Source organism: Duganella sp. Root198D2, assembly GCF_001428585.1.
Lineage (GTDB): Bacteria > Pseudomonadota > Gammaproteobacteria > Burkholderiales > Burkholderiaceae_D > Rugamonas.
In genome coordinates this window covers 174,123-199,734 of record NZ_LMIC01000023.1, presented here as the reverse complement: position 1 = coordinate 199,734, position 25,612 = coordinate 174,123, and the positions used below count along the sequence as shown (strand labels likewise).

General features: G+C 61.8%; 17 protein-coding genes. 3 read left to right on the top strand and 14 right to left on the bottom strand.

Annotated elements, in window-relative coordinates:
* Nucleotides 1–3 precede the first annotated feature (3 nt).
* Nucleotides 4–2,622, bottom strand: a complete 2,619-nt coding sequence (locus ASE26_RS18570; RefSeq protein ID WP_055923793.1) for a M1 family metallopeptidase — start codon at nucleotides 2,620–2,622, stop codon at nucleotides 4–6.
* 265 nt (nucleotides 2,623–2,887) lie between these two features.
* Between ASE26_RS18570 and ASE26_RS31875 the strand changes: the two genes are divergently transcribed.
* Entirely contained in the window at nucleotides 2,888–3,367 is a 480-nt protein-coding gene (locus ASE26_RS31875) for a glycine zipper 2TM domain-containing protein (RefSeq protein ID WP_255356969.1), read from the top strand.
* A gap of 9 nt (nucleotides 3,368–3,376) precedes the next feature.
* Here ASE26_RS31875 and lpdA read toward each other — a convergent pair whose 3' ends face one another.
* Genes lpdA through ASE26_RS18545 form a run of 4 tightly spaced genes read right to left on the bottom strand, consistent with a single transcriptional unit; the run spans nucleotide 3,377 to nucleotide 8,377 of the window.
* Nucleotides 3,377–4,774: a dihydrolipoyl dehydrogenase gene (lpdA, locus tag ASE26_RS18560; RefSeq protein WP_055923799.1), complete on the bottom strand. Its 1,398-nt coding sequence runs from the start codon at nucleotides 4,772–4,774 to the stop codon at nucleotides 3,377–3,379.
* Between the two features lie 3 nt (nucleotides 4,775–4,777).
* Nucleotides 4,778–6,109 (bottom strand): dihydrolipoamide acetyltransferase family protein, encoded by a 1,332-nt coding sequence (locus tag ASE26_RS18555; RefSeq protein WP_055923802.1) that lies wholly within the window; start codon nucleotides 6,107–6,109, stop codon nucleotides 4,778–4,780.
* A gap of 2 nt (nucleotides 6,110–6,111) precedes the next feature.
* Complete coding sequence (locus ASE26_RS18550) at nucleotides 6,112–7,143, bottom strand: alpha-ketoacid dehydrogenase subunit beta (RefSeq protein WP_055923805.1); 1,032 nt, start codon at nucleotides 7,141–7,143, stop codon at nucleotides 6,112–6,114.
* Nucleotide 7,144: 1 nt separating this feature from the next.
* Nucleotides 7,145–8,377 (bottom strand): 3-methyl-2-oxobutanoate dehydrogenase (2-methylpropanoyl-transferring) subunit alpha, encoded by a 1,233-nt coding sequence (locus ASE26_RS18545; RefSeq protein WP_055923808.1) that lies wholly within the window; start codon nucleotides 8,375–8,377, stop codon nucleotides 7,145–7,147.
* A 211-nt stretch (nucleotides 8,378–8,588) separates the two neighbouring features.
* Between ASE26_RS18545 and ASE26_RS18540 the strand changes: the two genes are divergently transcribed.
* Nucleotides 8,589–10,001 carry a hypothetical protein gene (locus ASE26_RS18540; protein ID WP_057246712.1) on the top strand — a complete coding sequence of 471 codons (1,413 nt, stop codon included), beginning with the start codon at nucleotides 8,589–8,591 and terminating at the stop codon, nucleotides 9,999–10,001.
* 3 nt (nucleotides 10,002–10,004) lie between these two features.
* On the opposite strand, the gene ASE26_RS30740 is transcribed toward ASE26_RS18540, so the two are convergent.
* Nucleotides 10,005–10,280 carry a hypothetical protein gene (locus ASE26_RS30740; protein WP_156397800.1) on the bottom strand — a complete coding sequence of 92 codons (276 nt, stop codon included), beginning with the start codon at nucleotides 10,278–10,280 and terminating at the stop codon, nucleotides 10,005–10,007.
* Between the two features lie 117 nt (nucleotides 10,281–10,397).
* Nucleotides 10,398–11,168, bottom strand: coding sequence for an ABC transporter substrate-binding protein (locus ASE26_RS18535; protein WP_229207013.1), 771 nt, complete (start codon nucleotides 11,166–11,168; stop codon nucleotides 10,398–10,400).
* A 138-nt stretch (nucleotides 11,169–11,306) separates the two neighbouring features.
* Here ASE26_RS18535 and ASE26_RS18530 point away from each other — a divergent pair, with 138 nt between their 5' ends.
* A complete protein-coding gene (locus ASE26_RS18530) occupies nucleotides 11,307–12,431 on the top strand; it encodes a PHB depolymerase family esterase (protein ID WP_082507033.1) in 1,125 nt (374 codons plus the stop codon).
* Here the strand turns inward: ASE26_RS18530 and ASE26_RS18525 are convergent.
* From ASE26_RS18525 to ASE26_RS18495, 7 genes are all read right to left on the bottom strand, one after another.
* Nucleotides 12,400–15,123: an AAA domain-containing protein gene (locus tag ASE26_RS18525; RefSeq protein WP_057246711.1), complete on the bottom strand. Its 2,724-nt coding sequence runs from the start codon at nucleotides 15,121–15,123 to the stop codon at nucleotides 12,400–12,402. The two genes, ASE26_RS18530 and ASE26_RS18525, sit on opposite strands and share 32 nt — an antisense overlap.
* A 244-nt stretch (nucleotides 15,124–15,367) precedes the next feature.
* Nucleotides 15,368–17,137: an IlvD/Edd family dehydratase gene (locus ASE26_RS18520; RefSeq protein ID WP_057246783.1), complete on the bottom strand. Its 1,770-nt coding sequence runs from the start codon at nucleotides 17,135–17,137 to the stop codon at nucleotides 15,368–15,370.
* A 13-nt stretch (nucleotides 17,138–17,150) separates the two neighbouring features.
* A complete protein-coding gene (locus ASE26_RS18515; RefSeq protein WP_055923820.1) occupies nucleotides 17,151–17,918 on the bottom strand; it encodes an SDR family NAD(P)-dependent oxidoreductase in 768 nt (255 codons plus the stop codon).
* Between the two features lie 17 nt (nucleotides 17,919–17,935).
* Nucleotides 17,936–19,090, bottom strand: coding sequence for a fumarylacetoacetate hydrolase family protein (locus tag ASE26_RS18510; RefSeq protein WP_229207014.1), 1,155 nt, complete (start codon nucleotides 19,088–19,090; stop codon nucleotides 17,936–17,938).
* Nucleotides 19,091–19,208: 118 nt separating this feature from the next.
* Complete coding sequence (locus tag ASE26_RS18505; RefSeq protein ID WP_057246710.1) at nucleotides 19,209–20,705, bottom strand: tryptophan halogenase family protein; 1,497 nt, start codon at nucleotides 20,703–20,705, stop codon at nucleotides 19,209–19,211.
* 13 nt (nucleotides 20,706–20,718) lie between these two features.
* Nucleotides 20,719–22,365, bottom strand: a complete 1,647-nt coding sequence (locus ASE26_RS18500) for a DUF5597 domain-containing protein (RefSeq protein ID WP_057246709.1) — start codon at nucleotides 22,363–22,365, stop codon at nucleotides 20,719–20,721.
* Nucleotides 22,366–22,420: 55 nt separating this feature from the next.
* Nucleotides 22,421–25,477: a TonB-dependent receptor gene (locus tag ASE26_RS18495; RefSeq protein ID WP_055923829.1), complete on the bottom strand. Its 3,057-nt coding sequence runs from the start codon at nucleotides 25,475–25,477 to the stop codon at nucleotides 22,421–22,423.
* Nucleotides 25,478–25,612: the final 135 nt, after the last annotated feature.

Genomic DNA, 25,612 nt, shown 5'->3' with positions numbered 1-25,612 from the left:
CCCTTATTTCATCTCATCGAGGGCCGGACCAATCTGCGAAACGAGCAGCGCCCTTTGCTTGGCACGCACCCTGACGCCGTTGCCAATTCGCTTGGCATCGACCAGAGCGTCGGCCGAGAAGTGCTCCTTGACATAGGCTTCCATCCGGTCCGCATCGGCGGCGTCGACCGAGCTGGCGACAATGGCCGAATACATGCGGTTGCCCGCCACCGAATCCTGGTTCTTCAGCAGCGCCTCGCGATTCGCAACCGCGAAGGTCCAGGCCTGCCCGACGTGTTCCGCCGAGGCCACGCTCGGTAACACCATGCTGGTCAGCTGGATCGGCAGGTCGGGCAACAGTGCGATTTGCAGCGTGCGCTCGGACAGCTTGGGGTCGATCGCCATCGCCAGCGAGCGCGCGAAGCGGTTGCGCTCTTCCACCGACTGCGCCTTCAGTGCCAGTCCTTTCAGCGCATCGTAGGTCGTCTCGTCCGCATAGCGTCCCACCACCGACATCACGAAGCCCAGCGAGGAAGGCGGCAAGCTGGCCGGATCCGCCAGGTAACGCTGGAAACGCGCACGGGCTTCGGCGATCACCTTCTCGTCGCCGGTACGGGCCAATACGCCGGCCAGCGCAGTGCGCAGCTGGCGGTCCTCGACCGATTCGCCCGGCTTCTCTTCCCAGCCCAAGGCCTGGAACTTCGGCAGCACCAGCGTGGCGATGTAGCGGCCAAGCTTGGCGCGTTCCGGCGTACCCTGCGCCAGGTTATACAGGTTGCCCAGGTTGTTCAGCATTGCGCCCCAGACGGCAAGGCGCGGCTCGTCCTTGAACTGGCTGGCCAATGACAGGTAGCGCGAAAGGGGGATGCGTTCACTCACCACCATGGCCCAGGCGTCGCCCAGCAGCTTGACGCGGCTGGCGTCCGGCAGCCCGGTGGCCATCGCAGCCAGCGCATTGAAACTGGCATCGTCGTACTGCACGCGATAATAGCCGACACTGTCAGGGTCGACGATCAATTGGCCGTCGCAGCCGGGACGGGTCACGGTGCTGCTGGCGCCCGACAGCATGGTGTACTCCACCTTGCCGCCGACGGTGCCGAGCGCAACCGGGATATGCCACTGGCGCGTCGGCACGGGGCTGCCGTCCAACACGAAAGGCTGCTGCGTCAGCGTGACCTTGCGCTGGCCGTTCTCGCAGCTTTGCGCCACTTTTACAACGGGCACGCCTGCCTGGGTGGTCCAGTCTGAAGCCAGCATGGCAACCGGTTTGCCGGACGCCTTCTCCAGTGCCGCCCACAGGTCGGCGCTCGTCGTGTTGGAGTATTTGTGCTTGGCCATGTAGGCCCGGATACCTTCGCGGAACGCATCCTCGCCCAGGTACGCCTCCAGCATGTGCAGGAAGGCCTGGCCCTTGCCGTAAGTGATCGCATCGAACACGCTGTTGGCCTGTTCTTCGTTCTCGACCTTGGTCTGGATCGGATGCGTGGTCGCGCGCGCATCCAGGTTCATCACGCTCTCGCGGTCCACCATCGCGTCGAGCTGCATACGCCATTCAGGATGGAAACGGGCGGTCGCCTTGGTGCCCATCCAGGAAGCAAAGCCTTCGTTGAGCCAGAGGTTGTCCCACCAGGCCATGGTGACCAGGTTGCCGAACCACTGGTGTGCCATCTCGTGCGCCGTGACGGCGTATACGGTCTGCTTTGTGGTCTCGGGGTTCTTCTTCGCGTCGTACAGCAAGGTCGCTTCGTTGTAGACGATGCCGCCCCAGTTCTCCATCGCGCCGTTCATGCCGGGGATGGCGATCTGGTCCAGCTTTGCCAGCGGGTAAGGCACGCCGAAATAATTGTTGTAGTAATGCAGGAGTTCTTTGGAGGAGTCCAGCGCGAACTGGGTCGAACCCTCCTTTCCGATGGTGGATACAACGCCGATCTCAACCCCGTCCTGCGCGGCCACATTGCGCGCCATTTCACCAGCGACCAGCACGAAAAGGTAACTCGGCATCTTTGGCGTGACACCGAAGGATACGCGCTGCAGGCCGCCAGGCAGGGTTTCCTGCTTTTCAGCCGGCGTGTTCGAGAAGGCTTTGAAGCTGGCCGGCACGTCCACGGTCAGCTTGAACCTGGCGCGGAACGAAGGTTCGTCCCAGGTAGGCAGCAAGCGGCGTGCATCGGTCGGCTCCATGGTGGTTGCCAGCAGGGACTTGTCGTCCGCGCCGCTCTTGTACTTCAGGTAGAACAGGCCGCGCGGTTCACGATTGACCACGCCGCGAAACTTGAGCGCAAGCGTGTATTTGCCCGGCAGCAGCGGCTTGGCCAGCTTGAAGCTGAGCGTTTGAGCCTTTTTGTCGAGCACCGGGTCCAGCCTGGTTTCCGGCAATCCCTTGCCGCTCAGGGCGGCGGCGTCGATCTCCATGTTCAGGGCATTGAGCATGATGCTGGAAGTGGCCTGCTTCACCTCGACATCAATCGTTTCGGAGCCGCTGAATGTGTTGTTCGCAACATCCGGCACCAGGTGCGCCGTATATTGGAGCGGAATCACGTCCTTGGGCAGCTTGCCCGGGGTGGCGGCGAACTTGAACGGCGATTCGGCATGGGCGCCCATGGCGGACAGCGACAAGGCAAGGACGGTCAGGGGAATTCTCATGGATTCTCTCTTCTAAAGCGGCTCGGATTGGCCAGCTTGAATTTTATGAGCGGTGGCAGGTTGCTGTCCTTCGCTTGCGACGAATGGTCGAATTCCTGCCTCGAATTGCCAAATATGCTACTTCAACCGCTTACATTTACTTACCCGTGAAACACTTTTTGCGTCACCGCCTTGCCTTTCCCAGCCGTTTAGTGAGCAAGCGCCAATGATGGCGAATTCACGAAAGAAGAAAATGGAAAACAGCGCCCGCACCAAAATTCATCCAATGATTATCGCCGCAGCCGCCTCGGTTGCGCTCGTGAGCCTGGTTGGAGCCGCATCCATCGCCGGCCTGCTGCCGAACTCCCAAGCGACCACCATGCCAAGTGCGGCAGCCGCCCCGATAGCCGCCGTCGCAACGCCGGCAGCCGTTGCGGTCTCGGCGCCGGCGCCTGAACCCGAAGCACGCAAGGTAGTGGAGCACAGGACGCCGGCGCGCCGTAACTACCCGCCGGCGCAGCAGGTGGCGGCCGCTGAACCGCAAGCGCAAGCGCCAGCACCGGCCACGGTCGCTGCGCCACAGAATAGTGCTTTAGGCATCGGCATCGGCGCGGTGGTGGGTGGTTTGATCGGCAACCAGGTTGGCGGCGGCAATGGCCGCAAGGTGGCTACCGTGGTCGGTGCGATTGGCGGCGGTTATGTTGGCAACGAAATCGCCAAGCGCAACCAGCAGCAACCGCAGCCGCCGGCACAGCCGCAACAGTAACAAGGCCGATCAGATATGCAGCGCATGCCCCAACGCCCGCAGCGCTGCTTCCTGGATCGCTTCGCCCAAGGTGGGATGCGCGTGGATCGTCCCCGCCACGTCTTCCAGCGTCGCCCCCATCTCGATGGATTGGGCGAACGCCGCGGATAGCTCCGACACGGCCTTGCCCACTGCCTGCCAGCCGACGATCAGGTGATTGTCGCGGCGCGCTACCACCCGGACGAAACCGTCCTTTGATTCGAGTGACATGGCGCGCCCGTTGGCGGCAAACGGGAACACGGCCTCGATGAAGTCGATCCCCTGCACTCGTGCCTGCTGGGGCGTGGCGCCGGCCACCACGACTTCCGGATCGGTAAAGCACACCGCCGCAATAGCGGCAGGGCTGAAATGGCGGCGCTTGCCGCTAATGACCTCGGCCACCATTTCGCCCTGTGCCATGGCGCGATGCGCCAGCATCGGTTCGCCGGTCACGTCGCCGATCGCCCACACATCGCGCATCGAGGTGCGGCACTGGTCGTCGACCTTGATGAAGTGGCCATCCATGTCGATGCGCAGCTTTTCCAGGCCGAAGCCGCGTGTATTCGGACGGCGCCCGACTGCGACCAGCACCTGGTCCGCCGCCAATGCCGACTCTTCGCCGGCGGCATTTCGAATGCGCACCGCCACGCCCCCTTGCTCCAGCCCGAGCACCGAGCACCCAAGATGGGTCTCGACATCCAGTCCCTTGAGTGCAATGGCCACCGGACGGATCAATTCCGTATCGTAGGCGGGCAGGATCCGCTCCTGTGCCTCCACCACGGCAACCTGCGCCCCCAGCTTGGCATAAGCAATACCCAGTTCGAGACCGATGTACCCTGCTCCCACCACCACCAGTTTGCCCGGCACGGTCTTGGGCGACAGTGCTTCCGTTGCACTGATCACTTTCCCGCCAAACGGCATGAAGGGCAATTCGGTAGCATGCGAACCGGTGGCCAGCAGCAGGTGTTCGCAGCCGATACGCTGCGGGCTTTCGCCGTCGCGAACCACTTCGACCGTCTTGCCATCGACGATATTGGCCCATCCCTTGACGACGCGCACCCCGCTTTTCTTCAGCAATGCCGCCACGCCGCCGGTCAGGCGAGCGACGATGCCGTCTTTCCACAGCACGGTCTGGCCAATGTCGATGCGCGGCGCCTGCACCGAAATCCCGAGCGCCGATCCGCTCGCGAAATGGCTGGCTTTCTCAAATTCCTCCGCCGCATGGATCAGCGCTTTCGATGGAATGCAGCCGACATTGAGGCATGTGCCGCCAAGTTCCGCAGCTTCGACCAGCGTGGTCGGAATACCCAGCTGCCCGGCGCGAATGGCCGCAATATAGCCGCCGGGACCGCCGCCGATTACCAGCAGCGTAGTGGTGTGTTGATTCATTGATTACTCCACAAAGAGCATGGCTGGGCATTCGAGCAGGCCGCGGATGGTTTGCACGAACTGGGCGGCATCCATTCCGTCGACCACGCGGTGGTCGAATGAGGACGACAGGTTCATCATCTTGCGGATTACTACCGCCCCCTGCCGTACCATGGGCCGCTCCACGATCTTGTTGACGCCGATGATGGCCACTTCCGGATGGTTGATCACGGGGGTGGTGACGATCCCGCCCAGCGCACCGAGGCTGGAAATGGTGATGGTCGAACCGGACAGCTCGTCGCGCGTGGCCTTGCCGGTACGCGCAGCATCGGCAAGGCGCCCGATCTCTGCGGCACAGGACCACATATCGCGCGCCTCGGCGTGGCGCAGCACCGATACCATCAGCCCCGAATCGGTCTGCGTCGCAACCCCGAGATGGACGGCACCGTACTGCGTGACCACGCCCGCGTCGTCATCGAAGCGTGCGTTCATCTGTGGAAACTGGCGCAGCGCAACCACCAGGGCGCGCGCCAGCAACGGCAGCACCGTCAGTTTTCCGCGATCCTTGCCCCATTGCTCGTTCATGCGGAGGCGCAGGTTCTCCAGCTCGGTGACATCGACCTCCTCGACATAGGAGAAGTGAGGGATGCGGCGCTTCGATTCCTGCATTTTCTGCGCGATCTTGCGGCGCAGCCCTATCAGGGGAATCGCCTGTTCCGTGTGGATCTCGCGATAACCGCGCGCGACAGCGGCTGGTCCACCCTGGACGCCGCGCGCAGCATAAGAGTCGAGGTCCGCGTGCTGGATGCGGCCGGCTGGACCGCTGCCATGCACGAACTGCAGTTCAACACCCATGTCCCAGGCCCTCTTGCGCACTGCCGGCGAAGCGAGCGGACGTTCGCCGGGCTCACGCGCAACGCGGGTCGACGCAGGCGTGGACGCGTGCGCTGCCGGCGGCGCCGCGGCCTTGGCTGCAGCAGGCGCAGGAGCAACCGCCGCCGGCACAGGCGCAGCAGCGGCAACCGGCGCCGGTGGCGCAGCCTGCCCCGGTGCTGCAGCTGCAGCGGAAGCGGCAGCGGCAGCGCTTGCAGCCTGCGGTTTCAGGTTGCCCGCACCCTCCACTTCAATATGAATCAGGTCCGCCCCAACAGCCATCACCTGCCCCGCCGCGCAACCCAGCATGGCCACGGTGCCGTGCACCGGCGACGGGATCTCGATGGTGGCCTTGTCGGTCATGACATCAGCCAGGATCATGTCCTCCGTAACGGCGTCGCCCACCTTGACATGCCACATGACCAGCTCAACTTCTGCAATGCCCTCGCCAATATCAGGCATCTTGATGACGTGAATACCCATCTTTATGCCTCCACCGTACGTTTGAACGCCGCGCCAACACGCGCCGGCCCAGGGAAATACGCCCACTCCTGCGCGTGCGGATAAGGCGTGTCCCAGCCCGTCACACGTTCGATCGGCGCTTCCAGGTGGTAGAAGCAATGTTCCTGCACCAGCGACACCAGTTCGGCGCCGAAGCCGCAAGTACGGGTGGCTTCGTGCACCACCACGCAACGGCCGGTCTTCCTGACCGACTCGACGATGGTCTCAAGGTCCAGCGGCCACAGGCTGCGCAGGTCGATGATCTCGGCATCGATGCCGGTCTCCCGCGCGGCGGCCTCGCATACCCACACCATGGTGCCGTAGGCAAGTACGGTGAGTTGCTTGCCCGGCCGGAAAATGGCCGCCTTGTCCAGCGGGACGGTGTAATAGCCTTCGGGCACTTCGCCCAAAGGATTCTGCGACCAGGGCACCACCGGCTTATCGTGGTGGCCGTCAAACGGGCCGTTGTATAAGCGCTTCGGTTCGAGGAAGATCACCGGGTCGTCGTTCTCGATCGAAGAAATCAGCAGTCCCTTGGCGTCGTAAGGATTCGACGGCATCACCGTGCGCAAGCCGCAGACGTGGGCGAAGACCGCCTCCGGGCTTTGGCTGTGCGTCTGGCCACCGTAAATGCCGCCACCGCATGGCGTACGGATGGTGATCGGCGCGGTAAAGTCACCGGCCGAACGGAAGCGCAGTCGCGCCGCCTCCGACACGATCTGGTCGTAAGCCGGGTAGATATAGTCGGCAAACTGGATTTCGATACATGGCCGAAGGCCGTACGCCCCCATGCCAATGGCCACGCCGACGATGCCGCCTTCGGAAATCGGTGTATCGAACACGCGCGATTTGCCGTATTTCTTTTGCAGGCCCTCGGTGCAGCGGAACACGCCGCCAAAGTAGCCAACGTCCTGGCCGAAGACCACGACATTTTCATCCTTCTCCATCATCACATCCATCGCCGAACGCAGCGCCTGGATCATGGTCATGGAAGTTTTTACTGTGTTTTCCGCCATCTCAGATCCCCAGTTGCTGACGTTGCACGCGCAAGTGTTCCGGCAATTCCTTATAGATGCCGTCGAACATTTCCGCGGGACTGAAGGTATGGCCGCTGGCCATGGTGCCGTACTGCTCGGCCTCCTTCTGCGCCGCCAGGACTTCCGCCTCCAGCCGTTTCTGGGTTTCCTCGTGCTCCTGCTCGGACCAGGCGCCGGCCTTGATCAGGTACTGCTTCAGGCGTGCGATCGGATCCCCAAGGGGGAAATGCGACCAGTCGTCGCCGGGTCGGTACTTTGATGGGTCGTCGGAGGTAGAATGCGGGCCCGCGCGATAGGTAACCCATTCGATCAGGCAGGGGCCGAGGTTGCGGCGCGCCCGCTCGGCGGCCCAGCGCGACGCCGCGTACACCGCCAGGAAGTCATTGCCGTCGACACGCAGCGACGCGATACCGCAGCCTACGCCACGCGCAGCGAATGTGGTGTCCTCGCCGCCGGCAATGGCCTGGAAGGTCGAGATGGCCCACTGGTTGTTGACCACATTGAGGATCACCGGGGCGCGATACACGTGGGCGAAAGTCAGTGCGGTGTCGAAGTCCGCCTCCGCCGTGGCGCCGTCACCGATCCATGCCGATGCAATCTTGGTATCGCCCTTGATCGCAGACGCCATGCCCCAGCCCACTGCCTGGATATATTGCGTCGCGAGGTTGCCGGAAATCGAAAAGAAGCCCGCCTTCTTCACCGAGTACATGACGGGCAACTGGCGGCCTTTGAGCGGATCGCGCTCATTCGACATCAGCTGGCAGATCATGTCCACCATCGGGTAGTCGCGCACCACCAGGATGCTTTGCTGGCGATAGGTGGGAAAACACATGTCGTCCACATTGAGCGCCAGCGCTTGCGCGGTGCCGATGGCCTCCTCGCCAAGGCTCTGCATATAGAAAGACATCTTCTTCTGGCGCTGCGCCATCAGCATGCGGCTATCGAAGATGCGCGTCTTCATCATGGCGCGCATGCCTTTGCGCACGGTTTCGATATCGATTTCGGGGACCCAGGGCCCGACTGCGTTGCCTTCGGCGTCGATCACGCTGATCAGGGAGTATGCGAGATCGCGCGTGTCCATGGGAGCCACGTCAACCTCGGGACGGCGCACGGCGCCGGCCGGCGAAAGCCGGAGATAGGTAAAATCAGTTGCACAGCCTGGACGTCCCGTCGGTTCGGGCACGTGCAGGCGAAGTGGTTCGCCCTTGCTCATTCAGATTCCTTCAATTGCGATGGTGACGCAGGACCAATCCTGGCGGGCCCGCAGCGGGTAGCGGCAGCCGGCCTGGATTGTGGAACCGCCCGCTGCGGATCGCAAAACGGGCACGAAAAACATTTCCTCAAAAGCAATGGTAGGGTAGCACGCTTTGCAATGCCGAAGGGTCACAATTAAAGTTTCACTAATGAATTTCCGTTAAGTGGGAATGAGCTCAATTTCCACTCTCTCCAACTGGCAACCAGCCAGCCGCTACGCGGCGCCGGCATCCGGCCGGAGCCTCAATCCGGTCGTCGCCAGGCTCGACGCGGCGGCCGGCACGTCGCCGCCGTCAACCATCGTCGCACTGAGCCCGGAAGCGCTCGCCGCTGCCGCCGCCCCGGTTTCGACGGGTCAGCGCTACCATGAGCTGGGTGCGGATATCCTGAAGCAGCTCGGCACCGGTTCGGTGATTCCGCCCGACCATGCGAAATTGCCCGACACCGTCGACAACAGATTCGGGCTGAGCGTCACGACACGAAGTGGCGCCAAGCTTGAACTGACGCTGGCCAATGTGGATGACGAAATGATCTTCCAGGTCAGTTCAAGCGCCGAGTTGAAGGATGATGAGCGCCAAGCCCTTGCCGGGCTGGCGGACGCATTCCAGGCCGCCATTGACGGAATGGCCGAACCGAATCCGCAAGTACGGTTAGGCGGCCTGACCCGGTTCGATCACCAGTTTGTGCAGTCCATCGACTTCCATGCCGAAGTGAAGACAGCCGACGCCACCACGCAAACCCTGGATTTCAGCATTGACGACGCGCGGCGCAAAGTGAGCATAGGCGGGCCCGATGGCAAGGCTGAAGTGAATGTGGATACGGGCGCCGTGGAGCACGTCGGCACCAGGCAGCAGCAGGCAAAGGCCATCAACAATTACCTTGCCCAATTCGACCAGGCAGTGTCGCGCGGTCACGGCGACAAGAGGTTGATGGCCATGTTCAAGGACGCTTTCTCGGACATGAATCGAACCGCTACCAGCGAGGAGCGCAAGGATGCGCTTGCTGCGGATTCCCGCTGGCAGCTGAACTCCGACCGCAGCACCCTCACCGGCCTTTCCGATTTCAGTGCTTCCGTCACCCAGACACCAACATCGAGCAATCCGCGCAAGCCGCTGGAACAGGATAATTTCTCCTACGATGTTTCGCAGTCGACCACGGTGAAGACCCCAACGCTCAACGAGCGCGCCATCAGCCAATCGCAGCAATCACACCTGGGGGCCCAATTCCATACCGCCATCGAAAAATCCAGTGCGCCCTTTTTCGACGGAACGCCGCAGACCCAGAACTATGAATACCATCAGATTGACGACAGCGCGCGCAGCAATGTCTCGCTGAACTTCAGGGACGGAAAGTTGAACAAGGCGACGTTGGAACAGATGGCAAATCAGTCGGAGCGGGTGCAGACGTTCCTGCTCGGCAAGCTGACAAAGGACAAAACCACCCCGAGCCAGCAGTCACTGGTGCGCGACCTGCTGCCTTCCCTTACCACCTATGAGCGCTACAAAACCGAAGAGGCGCTGAACGACAATATTTTCTTGCTCGGCTCCCCTGGTGAACTCGTGGCGCGCAACGAGCAGTTCTGACTGTTAGGCGAGCGAACAAATGCTGGTCGAGATGTTCGGCAAGCCCCGTTTGCGCAATTGACTCCATGATGTCCTGCAGTACCAGGTACCCTGCGCCGGAACAGCGCCAGCCCAGGCCAGGTTCGGAAATGAACGCCAGCGGTTTCCCGGACCCGAGTCGCGGGCAGTGCGCCGCAGCGGGTCGTGAAAATGCCGATAGCCGTCGGGAAGATAATGCGCCGCGGGCGCAGCCAGCTCGAGCCGGCCGGCCTGCGCCATCTTGCTGCCCGCATTGGCCATCCTTCTCAGCAAAGGCAGGAATTTGACGAACCTGGCGGCATCGTCGCTTACTTCGTCGAACCATACTTGCGCACAAGGTGTGGACCTTGTGCGCCCGCTGGCCGGAAGCGCGAAATTTCAGGATGGGCCATGCGGCCGGTAACGCGCCAGGATCGATTGGATGGTGCCACGCGCCTTAAGCGTCGCAATCGCCTGGTTCAGGTCCTTGATAGCAAGCTTGCCATGCGCGGGGATTGCACAGTAAGTATCAAAGTCCGTGATCTTCAGGTCGTAGGGAGCCAGGCGCTCCCGTTCAGGATGCACCTTGCGCTGCCAGTCGAAATAAATGCGGTTCGTGAAAATAAAGTCAAAGCGCCCAAGCAGCAGCTTCTCCAGGTTCTGGCTATCGTTGGCAGCGTTATCACGCGCGATCGCCGGCTGCAAGCGCTCGACTTCCGGGTAGCGGTACCCCCGGACAGTACCGACGCGCAGCCCTGCGATGGCATCCAGGGACGCTGGCAAAGGTCTTTCGCGGCGCATGGCAACAATCATCCGATTCGAGATGATCGCGTCGGACCAGAGGAAGGTCTGGTTGTCGAGCCACTCGGGCCGCAGGTCGCATAGCAAGTCGGCGTGCCCGCGCAAGAGTGCGCCTTCAACCCTGGTGCGTGGCAAGATCAGGTAGCGCGGCTGGAGATGCAACTGTTCACCCAATGCATCCCCGAACTCCTTGAGTATCCCGCCTTTCAATTCCTCGGCACGAATGTCGGTCATTGGCATGCCGCTGCCGTTCGAGATGGCCATCACCAGCTCCGCCGCATAGATGGTCTTTGGGATGAGAGTGATGGCAAACAACAGACGGAGTGAAAAGGACATCTTGATAGCGTTCCGGATGGCAAGCGCTACCATTCCTCAAATAGCGCCACGCCTCATCAGGGTGATGAAATCGATTATTGCACAGGATGGAGAGGCGCTGCATATCGGACGCTCCGGAACGGGCCGGGCGGGGTAACATACTGCAGCGCAGCAAAAACCGGCGGAGTCCTGATGGCAAAAGCAAATCCAGTATCCCAATTGCTGCGCAGCCTGGCACGCGCCGGTAAAGCACAGCAGCGTTTAGTCACCAAACTCGTCGCTGCCTCAGCGCCCAAAGCCGTAAAACGGACTGGCTCATCGTCCAGGAAGGTGCCAATCCGTTCGCACGAACGTAAGGATGTCCATCCCGCCCCGGGTAACTGGCAAGCCGGCCAGTTTGCATATCCGCTGCAATCCCGAAGCCATCTCGCACGGATGAACTATTGGCTGTATACGCCTGAACAGATCCCCGAAACTGTAGTCCGCCATGGCTGGCCCCTGATTGTGATGCTGCACGGTTGCCATCAAAGCGCTACCCAGCTCGCCAAAGGGACGCGAATGAATCACCTGGCAGAGGGCAAGGGATATGCAGTGCTGTACCCGCAGCAACCGCTCAGCATGCAGGCACAGCGCTGCTGGCGTTGGTATTCCTCGTCGGTACAGCAAGGCAGCGATGAAGCCGCTGCCTTGGCGGGACTGATTGAAAAGATCTGCACACAGTACCCAATCAACCGCAGCCGGATCTACGCCTGCGGCATTTCCGCCGGCGCCGGAATGGCCGCCATACTGGCGCTCAATCATCCTGAGTTGATTGCAGCGGTCGGCCTGCATTCGAGCCCGGTCTTTGGCGCCGCAAGCAATGCGGTGGATGGCCTGCGCGTGATGCGGCACGGTTCGGCAACGCCCGCCGAAGGCCCGATCGAACGCATCCTGGAGCATCGCAGGCGGCCTTCGCTGACTGGAGTTGCCCTGCCGATGCCGCTCATGCCGGTCCTGACCATCCAGGGCGACGACGATAAAGTGGTCCATCCGGTAAATCAGCAACAGCTCATACGCCAGTGGCTGCGATTGAATGGCATGCCCCATGACACAGGAGCGCAGCGTATAACGATCAAGCCATCCCTGCGCGGCGGCAGCCGGAACGCACACGAAATTCACGACTACCTGCTTGGCAATAAACCCGTGGTACGTTCAGTGCGCATTAGCGGCCTTGGCCACGCGTGGAGCGGAGGCGATCCATCGGAACGGTTCAATGCGAAAGCAGGTCCCGATGCTGGCCGATTGATCATTGATTTTTTCGGCAAGCATCGCCGCTAGGGCCCCTCGCCCATTGGAACAGGAATCGCCCCACCTTTTCTTCAATTTCCGATTCCACCGTCTTTAACCGCAAGATAGGGATCGCGTATTTTTTAAGGATGCTGTCCTTAAGGGCGTCAAGCTCGGCCTGGTGCGGCAAGTCATGCGAGCCGCCATCGACCTCGATCACGCCGAGAGGTGCCTTGCCGACCTTAAAATAGAGCACGAAGTCACAGCTCGCGCGATTCCGAATGAATTCCTTTTCGCGCGGAGTCAACGGCAGCCGGCTCGACGCCACCAGCTGAATCAGCGGCACCTGGCTGTGGAATTTCATCGTCTGGTGCGCTTCGTGCTTCAAGGCATGGCGCAGAATGGCTGCTACGATACGTTCGGACTTGAACTTTGAATCGCTATCGCGCAATTTATCATTGAGCCTCTCAAGGGACTGGTCATACTCTTCATATAGCAGGTCGAAGGCCGATACGACCGGAGCACGATAGACTTGATCAACGTCGGCATAATATTCCATGTAACGCAAAAGCGCAGCCACGTGCCCGGTACCTCCGCTGAAAACGCCGTCGCCAGTGACAAGCGTAAATCTTTCCCTGGCTCGCGACACAGCGACATTGACCAGGTGAGGATCGTCCACAAAGGCCAGCTTCTCCGAACCGCTGGTCTTTTTGTCCAGCACCGTGGAGAAGACGATCTCATCGCACTCCCGGCCTTGGAATTTGTGCACAGTTTCCTTCACAAAGTCCGATGGCAACAGCCCGCGCGATAGCGAAACTTGTGCCTTAAATGGCGCGATGAAGCCCCGGCTGTTTGCACCATCCCAGTCACTCGGTCCACTCCAATCGAGTGTTTCGAGGAATGAGTCCAGCTCACGACGATTGGCATTCCTGCGTTCATGATTTCCCTTGGCGGTCACAATCAGCCTCAGCGGCTTCTCGCCAGAGTCCAGGGTCATCGGTACAAGCTGATTGTCGTAGAACTGCTGGTTGCAGAACTGGATGATCCTTGGATGGCAACGATAGTGCTCCTTCAGCAGCGTCATTGGCATGGCGCTTCCAAATACCCCGATGCACGAATCGAGCAGGCTATATCTGTCGCAATCGTAAAACTCTGCTGGTGCGGCAAGCCCCGTTTTTGCAGGGATATGCGGCAACTGTTTCCTGTCACCGACGATGATCAGGTTTCTGGCGCAGCCAAGCGCCAGGATTCCTGGAACAATGTCCTGTTGCGACGCCTCATCGATAATGACGTAATCGAGTATCGTCCCCGGCGCGAGGGAATTGACAATCGAGTGTGTGCTGCTGCCGAGTACAGGGAATCGTTTCAGGAAAGCGTCAAAATCCTTGCGGTAGGTCTTTGCGTCGAACTCCACAGGAGGCTGCGGCGTTCGAGCCAGTTGCTGTTTCAGATATAACATCGACCCGGCGCTCAGCTCCTCCAGCAGCGCCTCGAAATTGCCCCTATCGAGCGCCTGTTGGCAGTCATCGAGTTCCGCCCCCTTCATCCGGAGCAGCTCTTCGTAGAAGTGCCGCTGGAGCGCGTAAATTACCGCCTTGCGCTTTTCCAGATTATCAAAGGGCTTCATGCGCAGGATTCTGAAATTGAGCAGGAGTTCGATCCTGTCTTTAATCCTGAGGCGCTTGTCTTCGAGGCAGGCCAGGTAGGCCATCAAATCCGTCGACTTTCCTGGAGAGAGCTTGTACTTCGTCACAGACAGCGGCGCCATCACCTCGTTTTCTTCCTGCCATTGCTGCAGGTACCGGAGTTCGATATTGATTTCATCGATCTCCGCCGTCAGCCGCGCTACCCTGCCCCGGGCCTGGAGAAGCCCGCTCAACTTGCGCAGGCAGATCTGGATTTGCTCCATACTCGGCGCCGCGGCAGGATCGCAGCTGTGGACCGGGGCAAGCGACTTGAAGAACTCATGGCGATTTTCCTGGCTCCCCAGCCTGGCAACCAGCCAGTCCAGGTCAACCTTGGCAAGCTTCTCGTAGACGTTGTCGACCGCGGCGTTGTTGTTGGACAGGATCGCAACGGTCTTTCCTCGCAACACAATATTTGCGACGATGTTCAGGATTGTCTGCGTCTTGCCAGTACCTGGCGGACCTTCAACCAGACTTGCCTGGGACGTGAAGGCCTGCTCTACCGCCTGCAACTGGCTCTCGTTCACACCAAATGGATATATCAGTTCCCCGTCCGGTTGCCGCGATCGCCACTGCCCCGAACAATACGCGTCAAGTACGCTGTCTTCATGTGCAGGCAGCTTCTCAAGTTGACGCAGGATATTCTCGGTGATTGGCCTGTCCGCTGGCGCAGACATCGCGATCCTGGCTTGCGCGACGTCCGCCAGGTAGCGGAATACTGGCCCCTCCTTGACGGAGGATACTGAACTAAGGGTAATACCCGACGCATTCCAGACGTAGTCGTTGGGGTTTCCGGCGTACCGTACCACCGCATAGCGTCCGCCGTAAATTTCGGCGCTGTCGATCGCATTGAACACGCTTCCACCCGCGCGCGACAGCAATCTCGCATCCACTTTGACGGTCGGTTGAATCCGGCATTTACCAAGCGGGTAATGAAACGACTTTCCCGAATGAAAATAGCAGGTAAGAACGAGCTTCTTCTCCTTGGTATCCCGCCAAATCTTCCAATCCTTCACTTGCCGGGTTCTATCGACATCATCCACAAATATCGAAACCATACCCGCCTAATCCCGTACTTGCGGCAACCAGCCGGCCGTGTGCGCGACGGCGCCTTGGCGTGAACGTTCCGGGGCGGGCTGGGTAAGCAATTGCTTGAATCTCCTGTGAAATGAAGTGCCGGGCGTGCGACCGCGCCCCGTACACTATAGGCCTTCCTTCCCGGGAGATTCTCTTGAAATGTCACCGCCGCATATTGATGATAGTTCGCGTAAAAAAGCCCCTGCGAAATTCAGGGGCGGCAGCTTAATGGTTATGGCGCGGTAAATCGTGGCCAACCCCACGGTAGGATACGGCCAATTCCAGGCAGGCCCCGGATTGCAACTGGCCGACGGTAGCGCGGTACAGCTCCTGCCACGGCGTCTGGCTGGGAGGGACCGGTGCCGGAGCCAGCTTTTTCCGCTCGGCGAACTCCTCGTCGCCGATCAGCACATCGCAGCGCCCCTCGTTCAGGTCGACGCGGATAATGTCGCCGGTGCGCAGCCATGCCAGGTTGCCGCCGGCCGCGCTTTCCGGCGATGCGTTCAGGATCGATGGGCTGTCCGAAGTACCGGACTGGCGGCCGTCGCCCAGCGTCGGCAAAGCGCTGATACCCTGTTTCAGCAAGGTATCCGGCGGCTGCATATTGACCACCTCGGCCGAGCCCGGCCAGCCGATCGGGCCGGAGCCGCGAATGACCAGCATGGTGCGCGCATCAATCTCGAGCGCCGGATCGTTGATGCGGGCATGGTAGTCGTCCGAGCCGTCGAACACTACTGCGCGGCATTCGAACACGCCTTCATGTCCCGGTGCAGACAGGTAGCGCTGGCGAAAGTCCGCCGAGATTACACTGGTCTTCATGATGGCGAAATCGAACAGGTTGCCTTTCAGGACCAGGAACCCGGCCTGCTTCTTCAGCGGCTGTTCAAACGGATAGATCATTTCACGGTCGGAAGTGGCGCGGCCTTCCAGGTTGGCGGCCATGCTGCGGCCCGTGACGGTTGGGCGATCGGAAAGCAGGCGGCCAGCCTGCAGCAGCTCCCACATGATGGCCGGTACGCCGCCAGCGCGATGGAAGCGCTCGCCCAGGTATTTTCCAGCCGGCTGCATATTGAGCAGCAAAGGCACGTCGTACCCAAAGCGCATCCAGTCCTCCGGCGTGATTTCAACGCCGGCATGGCGCGCCATGGCCATGATATGCGGCTGTGCGTTGGTCGAGCCGCCAATGGCGGCGTTGACCACGATGGCATCCAGGAATGCCGCGCGCGTCATGACCTGCGATGGCCGCAAGTCCTCATGCGCCATGGCCACGATGCGGCGCCCGGTTTCATACGCCATCTGCCCCCGTTCGCGGTATGGCGCGGGAATGGCCGAGCAACCGGTCAGCGACATGCCGAGCGCCTCGGCGATCGCATTCATGGTGGAGGCGGTGCCCATTGTGTTGCAATGTCCCGAAGAAGGGGCGGACGCCGTTGCGATCTGCAGGAACTTCTCTTCATTGATCTGGCCCGCCGCCATCATACGCCGGCCTTTCCAGATGGCGGCTCCGGAACCCACCAGTTCCCCGTCGAGCCAGCCGTCCAGCATCGGCCCGCCCGACAGCACGATGGCTGGAATGTCGACCGTGGCCGCGGCCATCAGCTGGGACGGGGTGCTCTTGTCGCAACCGGTCATCAGCACCACCGCGTCAATCGGATAGCCGTGCAGGATCTCTACCAGCCCCAGGTAGGCCAGGTTGCGATCGATAGCGGCAGTCGGCCGCCGGCAATTCTCGAAAGTCGGGTGTACCGGGAATTCCATCGGAATGCCGCCGGCGTCGCGGATGCCCTCGCGCACCCGCTTGGCCAGTTCCAGGTGGATGCGGTTGCATGGATTGATGTCGCTGCCGCTTTGGGCGATGCCGATAATCGGCCGGCCGGACCGCAGTTCCTCGGCCGTGATGCCGTAATTCATGAAACGCTCGAGATAGAGCGCAGTCATGTCGATGCGCTCTGGATTGTCGAACCAGTCCTGCGAGCGGAAGCGGCGTTTGTTCATGGTGTCACCCTCCTTAAGCGCCATACCAGCCGCCATCGACAAAATACTCGCGTCCGCTGCAGCGCGCCGCGTTGGACGACGCCAGGAACAGCGTCAGCGCCGCGACGTCATCCGGCTCAACGCGTTGCGGCAGGCATTGCGCTGCCAGGATTGCCCCTTCGCTCTCCGGCGTCTGCCACAGCGCCATCTGGCGCGGCGTGTTGACCGCGCCCGGCACGATGCAGTTGACGCGGATGCCGTGCGGGCCCAACTCGCGCGCCAGGCCGCGCGTCAGGCCTTCGATGGCAGCCTTGGCCGCCATGTACAGCGGTAAGCCGGCCAGCGCAAGATGCCATGAGATGGAGCCGAAGTTCAGGATCACGCCGGCGCCTTTCGACTGCATGCCGGGCACCACCGCCTGGGTGCAGAAGAACTGGTGGCGCAGGTTGACGGCCAGGCTCTGGTCCCAGTACTGCGCCGTAACGTCCTGCACCTGGTGGCGCTGGTCGTTGGCGGCATTGTTCACCAGGACGTCGACAGCGCCGTAGTCGCGCGTAATGGCGGTAAACGCAGCGCCGAGTTGCTCCAGGTCGGTCAGGTCGCAGTGCACATAATGCGGCGGGTGGCTGCTTCCGGCCAGCCTGGCGGCCAGTTCGCGCGACGGTTCGTCCTGCACGTCCAGGAAGACCACCTGCGCCCCCTGGCCGGCAAAGGCTTCGACGATGGCAGCGCCGATACCGCTGCCGCCGCCAGTGACCACGACCAGTTTGCCCGGCAGGTCCGGATAGCGCGCAAATTCCATTGGTTTGCCAGCCATGTTCACTCCCCGAGCGCGATGCCGCGCTGCGCCAGGTTGCTGTACAGGGCACGCACGCCGAAGGTCCAGGGCGGCAGCTGGTCGCTGCGCTGCACGTGGTTGGCCAGGGTTCCCAGCGCCGGGCTGCTGATGCTGACGCGGTCACCCAGGTGGTGGGTGAAGCCGCCGCCAGCCGCAGCGCGGTCCTTGGTCGGCGAAAACATGGTGCCGAGGAAGAGCATGAAGCCATCGGGATACTGGTGGTGCTTGCCGCAGGTCTGGGCCACCAGGTCGAGCGGATCGCGGCTGATCTCGCGCATGCGGCTGGTGCCCGCCAGCTGGAAGCCGTCGTCGCCTTCGATCGCGAGGCTCACTTCCGCGTTGCGGATTGTGTCCATGTCGAAGTGCTGGTCGAACAGGCGGATGAAGGGGCCAATCGAGCACGAGGCGTTATTGTCCTTGGCCTTGCCCAGCAACAGGGCGCTGCGGCCTTCGATGTCGCGCAGGTTGACGTCGTTGCCCAGGGTGGCGCCCAGGGCCACGCCGGCGCCATTCACCGCCAGCACGATTTCCGGCTCGGGATTGTTCCATTTCGAGGATGGATGGAGGCCCACGGCGTCGCCATGGCTGACGGCAGACATTGGCTGCGATTTGGTAAATACTTCGGCGTCTGGTCCAATGCCCACCTCCATGTATTGCGACCACAAGCCCTGCGCCAGCAGGTCTTGTTTCAGGCGCATGGCTTCATCGGAGCCGGGGCGGATTTCGGACAAGTCGACGCCAATGCGCGACTGGATCTCACGCCGCAAGCCCGCGGCGTTTGCCGGATCGCCCTTTGCGCGCTCTTCGATCACGCGTTCGAGCAGGCTGACTGCAAAAGTGACGCCGCAGGCCTTGATGGCCTGCAGGTCGCACGGCGCCAGCAGGCGCAAGCCGCGGGCGGCGGCCGAGCCATCCACCAATTCTTCCGCCGTCCCGAGCAGCTCGCCGTGCAGGTTCGCCAGCAGTTCCTGCAGGCCGGCGCGTTCGAGCAGCGCGGACACGGTCGGCGCGTGCTGCGTGATGTCGAATACTTCGCCTTGGCGCACTACGACGACTGCAGGGCCCACGTTTTCGCGCCAGACACGCCCTACCAGCAGCGCCCGCTCCAGGTCGGCCGGCAATATTCCATTCGTCACTTGAATCTTCTCCCTGACTGGGTTGGTTGATTTACGAATGGAATGTTGCCCGCTAGCGCTGGTCTCGGCAATTATGAAAGTCACCAACGGCGTTCATAATTACGCGTACTGGGTTCTTCTATCGTAATTGCTTAATGTATTGGCCATGCCCGGGCATGGCGGCCACTGCCTGGCTGATGGTCTCGCGCAGCCGGCTGAAGTGCTCATGCAGGCGCGCCAGGTCGAAAAGGTCGACCAGCGGATCGTAGGCCCTGGGTACGATCCCCAGCCCCATCAGGATCGAGACGTGGGAAGCGACGCTAAAGCCGTCCCGGTCGTAAATGGCCACGCGCCCAGTGGCCCGGAACAGCTCGATCTGGTGCCGCAAGGTGTCCGGGATCGCCATATTGGCGCAATAGCGCCAGAATTCGGAATCGTCGCGCCGGGTCGCCTTGTAGTGCAGGATGATGAAGTCGCGCACATACTCGTAGCGCTGCGACACCAGCCGGTTGAATTCATCGGCCAGCTCCGGGCTGGCGTCACGGTCGGGGAAATACTGCAGCAGCCAGCCAACCGAGTTTTCGATGATATTGATGCTGGTCGATTCAAGCGGCTCCAGAAAGCCGCTCGACAAACCGATTGCCACGCAATTCTTGACCCATGACTTGCGGCGCCGTCCGGTGGTGAATCGCAGCTGGCGCGGGTTATCGAGGGCGCGGCCGTCCAGGCCGGCCAGCAGCACGCGTCCCGCCTCTTCGTCACTGGTAAAGCCGTTGCAATACACATGGCCATTGCCGGTGCGGTGTTGCAGCGGGATTCGCCAGGTCCAGCCGGCGCTGCGGGCGGTGGACGTCGTGTATGGCGTCAGGGGCTCCACCTTTTCAGAGGGTACGGCCTGCGCGCTGTTACACGGCAGCATGGCGCTCCAGTCGTCGTACCCGGCCTGGTAGACGCCTTCGATCAGCAGGCCGCGGAAGCCGGAGCAGTCGATGAACAGGTCGCCCTCGACGCGGCGCCCGTCGTTCAGCTTCACCGCGGTGATGAAACCCGTTTCAGGATGCTGCTCGACCTCACTGATCAAGCCTTCAATGCGCTGCACGCCGCGCTCCATTGCATAATCGCGCAGGTAGGCCGCGTACAGGCTGGCGTCGAAATGATAGGCGTAAGAGAAGGCATTGGTCGCGGCAGGCTGGTCGCCGTAAGGCTCCATGAAGCGGTTACTGCGTGCCATGGCGGTCGCTGTCGACCATTCCTCGTAGGACGGCATGTCCTTGTATTCGCGGGCCAGGCGCAGCCAGTAGGTCACCGGCGAACGGTTTTCGATGGTGGGGCCGAAGTCGCCGAAGCCGTGGAAAAAGCGGTTGCCAACATGCCCCCAGTCCTTGAACTCGATACCGAGCTTGTAGGTGGCCTGCGTCTTGCGGACGAAATCGGCGTTATCCAGCCCCAGCGCGTGGTTGAAGTAGCGGATGGTGGGCAGGGTCGCCTCGCCAACGCCCACCGTTCCGATCTCCGGCGATTCGACCAGCACGATCCGGCAGGCCTTGCCAAGCTTGAGCGCCAGCGGCGCAGCGCTCATCCAGCCGGCGGTGCCGCCGCCGACAATTACGATGTTCCGGATCGGCTTACCTGCCATGCCTGCTTCTCCTTCAATAAGTGCCCAGGCGGATCTTCAGTACCGTGGGGTTGGCGGTGAAATTGATGCCATAGTCGGTCTGGTCGCCGTTCCAGTTGCGTTCCATAACCCATTTGCCCGCGTTGTCGAAATGACCCTCTTCCACGCGGGCGTACATCGAAGGCTTGCCGGCGTTCGCGCCGGCGCCCTCAAAGGCCAGACGTATATTCTGGCCGATCACCACAAACTCGTTGGCGGCCACCTGTGCCAGGGCGGCGCCGCCGTTGGGCGACTCGGTGCCGGGCGGGCGGTCGCCGTTGTTGGCAGTCCCGAATTGCCATTCGCGGAACGATGCCGTGATTTTCCAGCCATTGGCATCGATCGTTTGCGGCTTGCGGTCCTCGGCCTCGGCAATGCCGAAAGTGCGCCCGTCCAGCGCCCACTGCGCCCACTGCCCCTGCATCGGGCGGAACGCCGCGTAGATCCTGCCGAAAGGTTCGGCCATGGCCTTGTCCTTCAGCTTTGATCCGAGCGGGTAGTTGCTGTAGTCGGCATAGTCGATGCCGAATGGCGCGACCCCGATCGCTCCGCGGCCCAGGATCTGGTAGACATACCGTGCATATCCGGCCGCATTGCCCATTTCAGGCACAAGCAAGGCATTGTCCGGACGCTGGAACAGGGAGAGCGTGGCCACCACCTTGCTCGATTCAGGCGAGTACACGTCCGGCGCGGCAATGTCGATATGCGGCGCGGCTGCCTTGTAGATATCGATCACGTCGAAAGTCGGCCCGCCGCTGGCAAAGTTGCCCTTCCATGGCGCCATCGGCTCGATCGGGTCGCGCAGCGCGTTGTTGACATACATCGGCAGGTCGTAGACCGCACGCCCTGCTTTGGCCAGCGCTTCGATATAGCTCGCCACCGCGTAAGCGTGGAAGTATTCGTCGGCGTACGGGCCATACACTTCGGCCCAGGTGCCGCTGGCCGCACCCGGCACAGGCGCCTTCTTGCGCGCCAGGATAGCCGGCGGCACCGGCTGGCGGAAGGCCGCCTCCGCCTTCGCCCCGAAGTCGCGCACGGTGCCATAGGTGCCCACTTCGTTTTCTACCTGCACCATGATCACGGTGCGCTGCGCTGCATCGATCTTTTTCAGGTGCGCCATCAGGGCGACAAAGGCTTTCTTATCGGCCTGCAAAGTCTGTTCGCCAAACGGCGACAAGCAGTAGATCCCCTTCCCCTCCCTGTCGACCATGCGCGGGAAACGCCGGTTATCAAACTTCACCCACTCTGGCGTGTACTGCGGTCCGGTGTTCTTCCAGGTGCCGAACCACAACAGGACCAGCCGCATCTTGTTCTGGCGCGCCTGCGCGACCAGGGTATCGACGAAGCTGAAGTCAAACCTCCCTTCGGCCGGCTCCAGCTGCTCCCAGGCCACCGGAATTTCGACCGTGTTGGCATGCGCATCTTTTGCCGCCGCCCATACCTTATCCAGTGCGGCCGGATAATTGCTGGAATTGTGGGCCTGCACGCCCAGCATGGTGAACGGCTTGCCGTCGACCAGCAGCGCATAGCGCCCGTCTTTACCTGCCAGCTGTGGAATCGGCGCCTGCGCCGCATCGGCAGTCGCAGCCAGCACGGCCATCAAGCCAAACGCCGCCATGCGGCGGCAGTGAATTCTTTTCATGCGTCTTCCATGATGAAATAGGCAGCACGCCGCCTCGGCGTGCCGCCAGACCGTTCTAGAACGAGTATCGCGCCTGCAGGTAGTAGCTGCGGCCGGTGAAGTTGGCGAAGTGCTCCTTCATGCCGATGTGCTGCTGCACGTACTGCTTGTACATGGCATTGTTCAGGTTGCCGACGTTGAACGCCACGGTCATATTGTCGGTCACCTTGTACTGCAGTCCCAGGTCCAGTTGGCCGTACGCGCCACCCCACACCGGCAGGGCGTAGTTCACCGAGTTCAATTGGCCCTTGTTCGGGCTATCCGGGTTCTGGTCGATACCATCGGTGCCATTGCTGCCATAGGCATTGATCACCTGCAGGTACTTCGAACGCCAGCTATATGCCAGGCGTCCCGACCACGGACCTTTATCGTACAACAACGCCAGGTTGTAGGCGTTCTTCGACATGCCCGTCAGCGGCATATTGCCGATCACGCGGCCGTCGGTATCGCAGCCGGCGAGGTCACGCAGCGTATTGGCCACCAGCGTGCCCTTCGGCGTGCACCACAGGCCGGTCGGCGCGTGCATGTCCAGCTTGCTGTCGATATAGGTGTAGTTGCCTGAGACACCAATGCCCGACAGCAAACCCGGCAGCTTGTCGAAATAGTGCTGGAATCCGAGTTCGGCGCCACGGGCGCGGCCCTCGGCACCGTTCACCGGTCCCGTAGTCAGGAAATCGTGCGCCGCGCCCGCACCATCGGTCAAGGTGTAGAACGAGGTGCGGTTGATGATGATGTCCTTCAGCCGTTTGTTGAACAGCGACAGCGTCGCCGAACTGCCATGGCTGCCATACCATTCTGCCGTCAGGTCCAGGTTGTTCGAAGTGGTCGGCTTGAGCATGGGGTTGCCGTTGGCGCTGCCCTTGTAGTCGATCGAATCGAGCACCGTCTGGTTGGTCGCCGCGTCGGTGTGCGTGTTCACCTTCTGTTCCAGCGTGGTGTACTGCTGCATCATGTAAAAGTCCGGCCGCGTCATGCCTTTCGACGCGGCGAAGCGGAACTGCAGCTCGCTGCCGACCTTCATGCGCAGGTTCAGGCTCGGCAGGACGTTGGTGTAATTATGTTCGACGGTACGCTTTTCAGACAGCTCCGCAATTGCCGGCACGCCCGGCGGCTGGGTTCCGGTCGGCGGGCTGAACAAGAACATCCCGACCGCCTGCGCTTGCGTCTTGACGACCCGCGTGCCGATGTTGCCATCGACCGGATAGGGCAAGCTGTCGATGGCGAAACGGAGCTGGGCATAGGCCGCCTTGGTGCGCTCGTGCTGCTCGTTGGTATCGCTCGGGCCGCCGAATGGCGAAGGCTTCCAGTTGGTGCAATCGCCGGTCGGCCCCGGGTTTTTGCAGAAGTTGTTGGCGTAGCCGTGCAATTCATTGAACATCGCCGGCGTGGCGTCAAAGGAGCCGGCCACTGTCGCCGGGGTTGGCACAACGATTGTCGGCGGTGCCGGCAAGGTGCCGTTGAAGAAACTGCCGAAAGCGTGCGTGGTGTAGTTCTGTCCCAAGCGCGGATCGGTCAGGACGGCGAACTGGCTGTATGGCTGCCAGCTGTCACCGACCGACCAGGTCTGCGTGATGTTGGACCATTCGTTGCCGCCATTGCCGCCATGGGTACGGTTGGTGAGCGAGTCGCGCTTGGTCGCGCGCACACCGAAACGCAGGTCCTGCAGGACGGGCGAATCAAAGATGAACCTGGCGTCCAGGCGTGCCGCATTTTGCGTGGCAACCGCCTTGTCGCGGTGCTCCTGGCCAAAACTCCAGTAATAGTGCGAGGGATCGGCCAGCCAGGCACGGTCGGCGGCGTCGAAGGTGTAGGTCGGCGGCGAGGTCCTCAGGTCCATCGTTTCCTTGGGCATGAAGCCGCCCAGGCCGACCGTGTTGTCAAATCCTTTGGTGGTGGCGCGGGTGTGCTGCAAGTCGGCCTTGAACACCCATTGGTCGGAAGCGCGCCACTGGGCGTTCCAGGACAGGTCGGAGGTGTCAGCCTTTCGGGCGGTGGTACGCGCGTCGGTGCCGAAGCCGATGCCGTTGCTCAGGCCAAAGCCGCCATCGGTCGGATTGCGCAATACGCCCGTCAACAGCGCCCCTTTTTCGTCGTACGTCGCGCCCGGATCGACGGTGAGCGTCGATGCAGTGGTGGTCATGAAGAACCCGCTCTCCTCCGTATGGATCTTGTACTTCGATTTGAAGTACGTCAGCCCGGAGGAGAGATCGCCCTTCTTCCATTGCAGGGCGCCATACAGGCCCTGGCGGGTGCGGTCGAACGTGTTCGAGTTCCAGCTGGCGCCCGGGCTGATCCAGCGCAACTGGCCTGGCGTGATATCGGCGCGCGGCAGGTAGTTGCTGACGCCGAGGGCATCGCTGGCGGTGGAAATCTGCGAATGCGAAAGGTCGAGCAGCGCGCCGACCTGTCCGATCGGGGTGTCCCAGCGGTTCGACACCAGGCCGGACACCGCCGGCTTGGTCTTGCCGCTGCGGCTGGCGCGCGAGCCTTCCACCGACAGCGCGGACTTGAAACCCTTGTAGTCGAATGGCATGGCGGTGCGCAGGTTGACCAGGCCGCCCACCGCGCCTTCGATCTGCTCGGCCGATGGATTCTTGTACACGTCCACGCCGGCCATCAGCTCGGGCGGCACGTCCTCGAAACTCAGCGCACGGCCACCGTTGGCGGAGAACGAATCGCGCCCGTTCAATTCCGAGCGCACATAGCTCAAGCCGCGCACCGACACGCCCGTACCTTCGGCGGCGAAGTGCTGGATGCCATCACCCAGGCCTTGCATCGGGTCAGCGCGGTTCATGGTGCGGTCGATGCTCACGCCAGGAATGCGCTGCAGCACTTCGGTAACCGAACGGTCCGGCAATTTGCCGATGTCGTCGGCCACGATCGAATCGACAATCTCGTCGGAATTCTGCTTGATCTTCAGTGCCGATTCCAGCGCGGCGCGTTGGCCCACCACTACCACGGTGTTCTCACTGCCCTTGCCGGCAGCTGCTGTTTGCGCCAGGGCGGCGCCGCTTGCCAGCAGTGCGATGTGCGCCGCGGCCATGGCGATCGCTGTCTTCCTCAAGTGTTTCACTCTGAATCCTCTCGTTCTAACTTATTGATCTGGTCACCGTGACCCGATGCAGCGCGGCTACGCCGCCGTGCCGGCGCGCGAGCTGCGCATTGCTTAGGAGTGCCTGGCGGGATAAGCCTGAATCGCGCCGCGCCT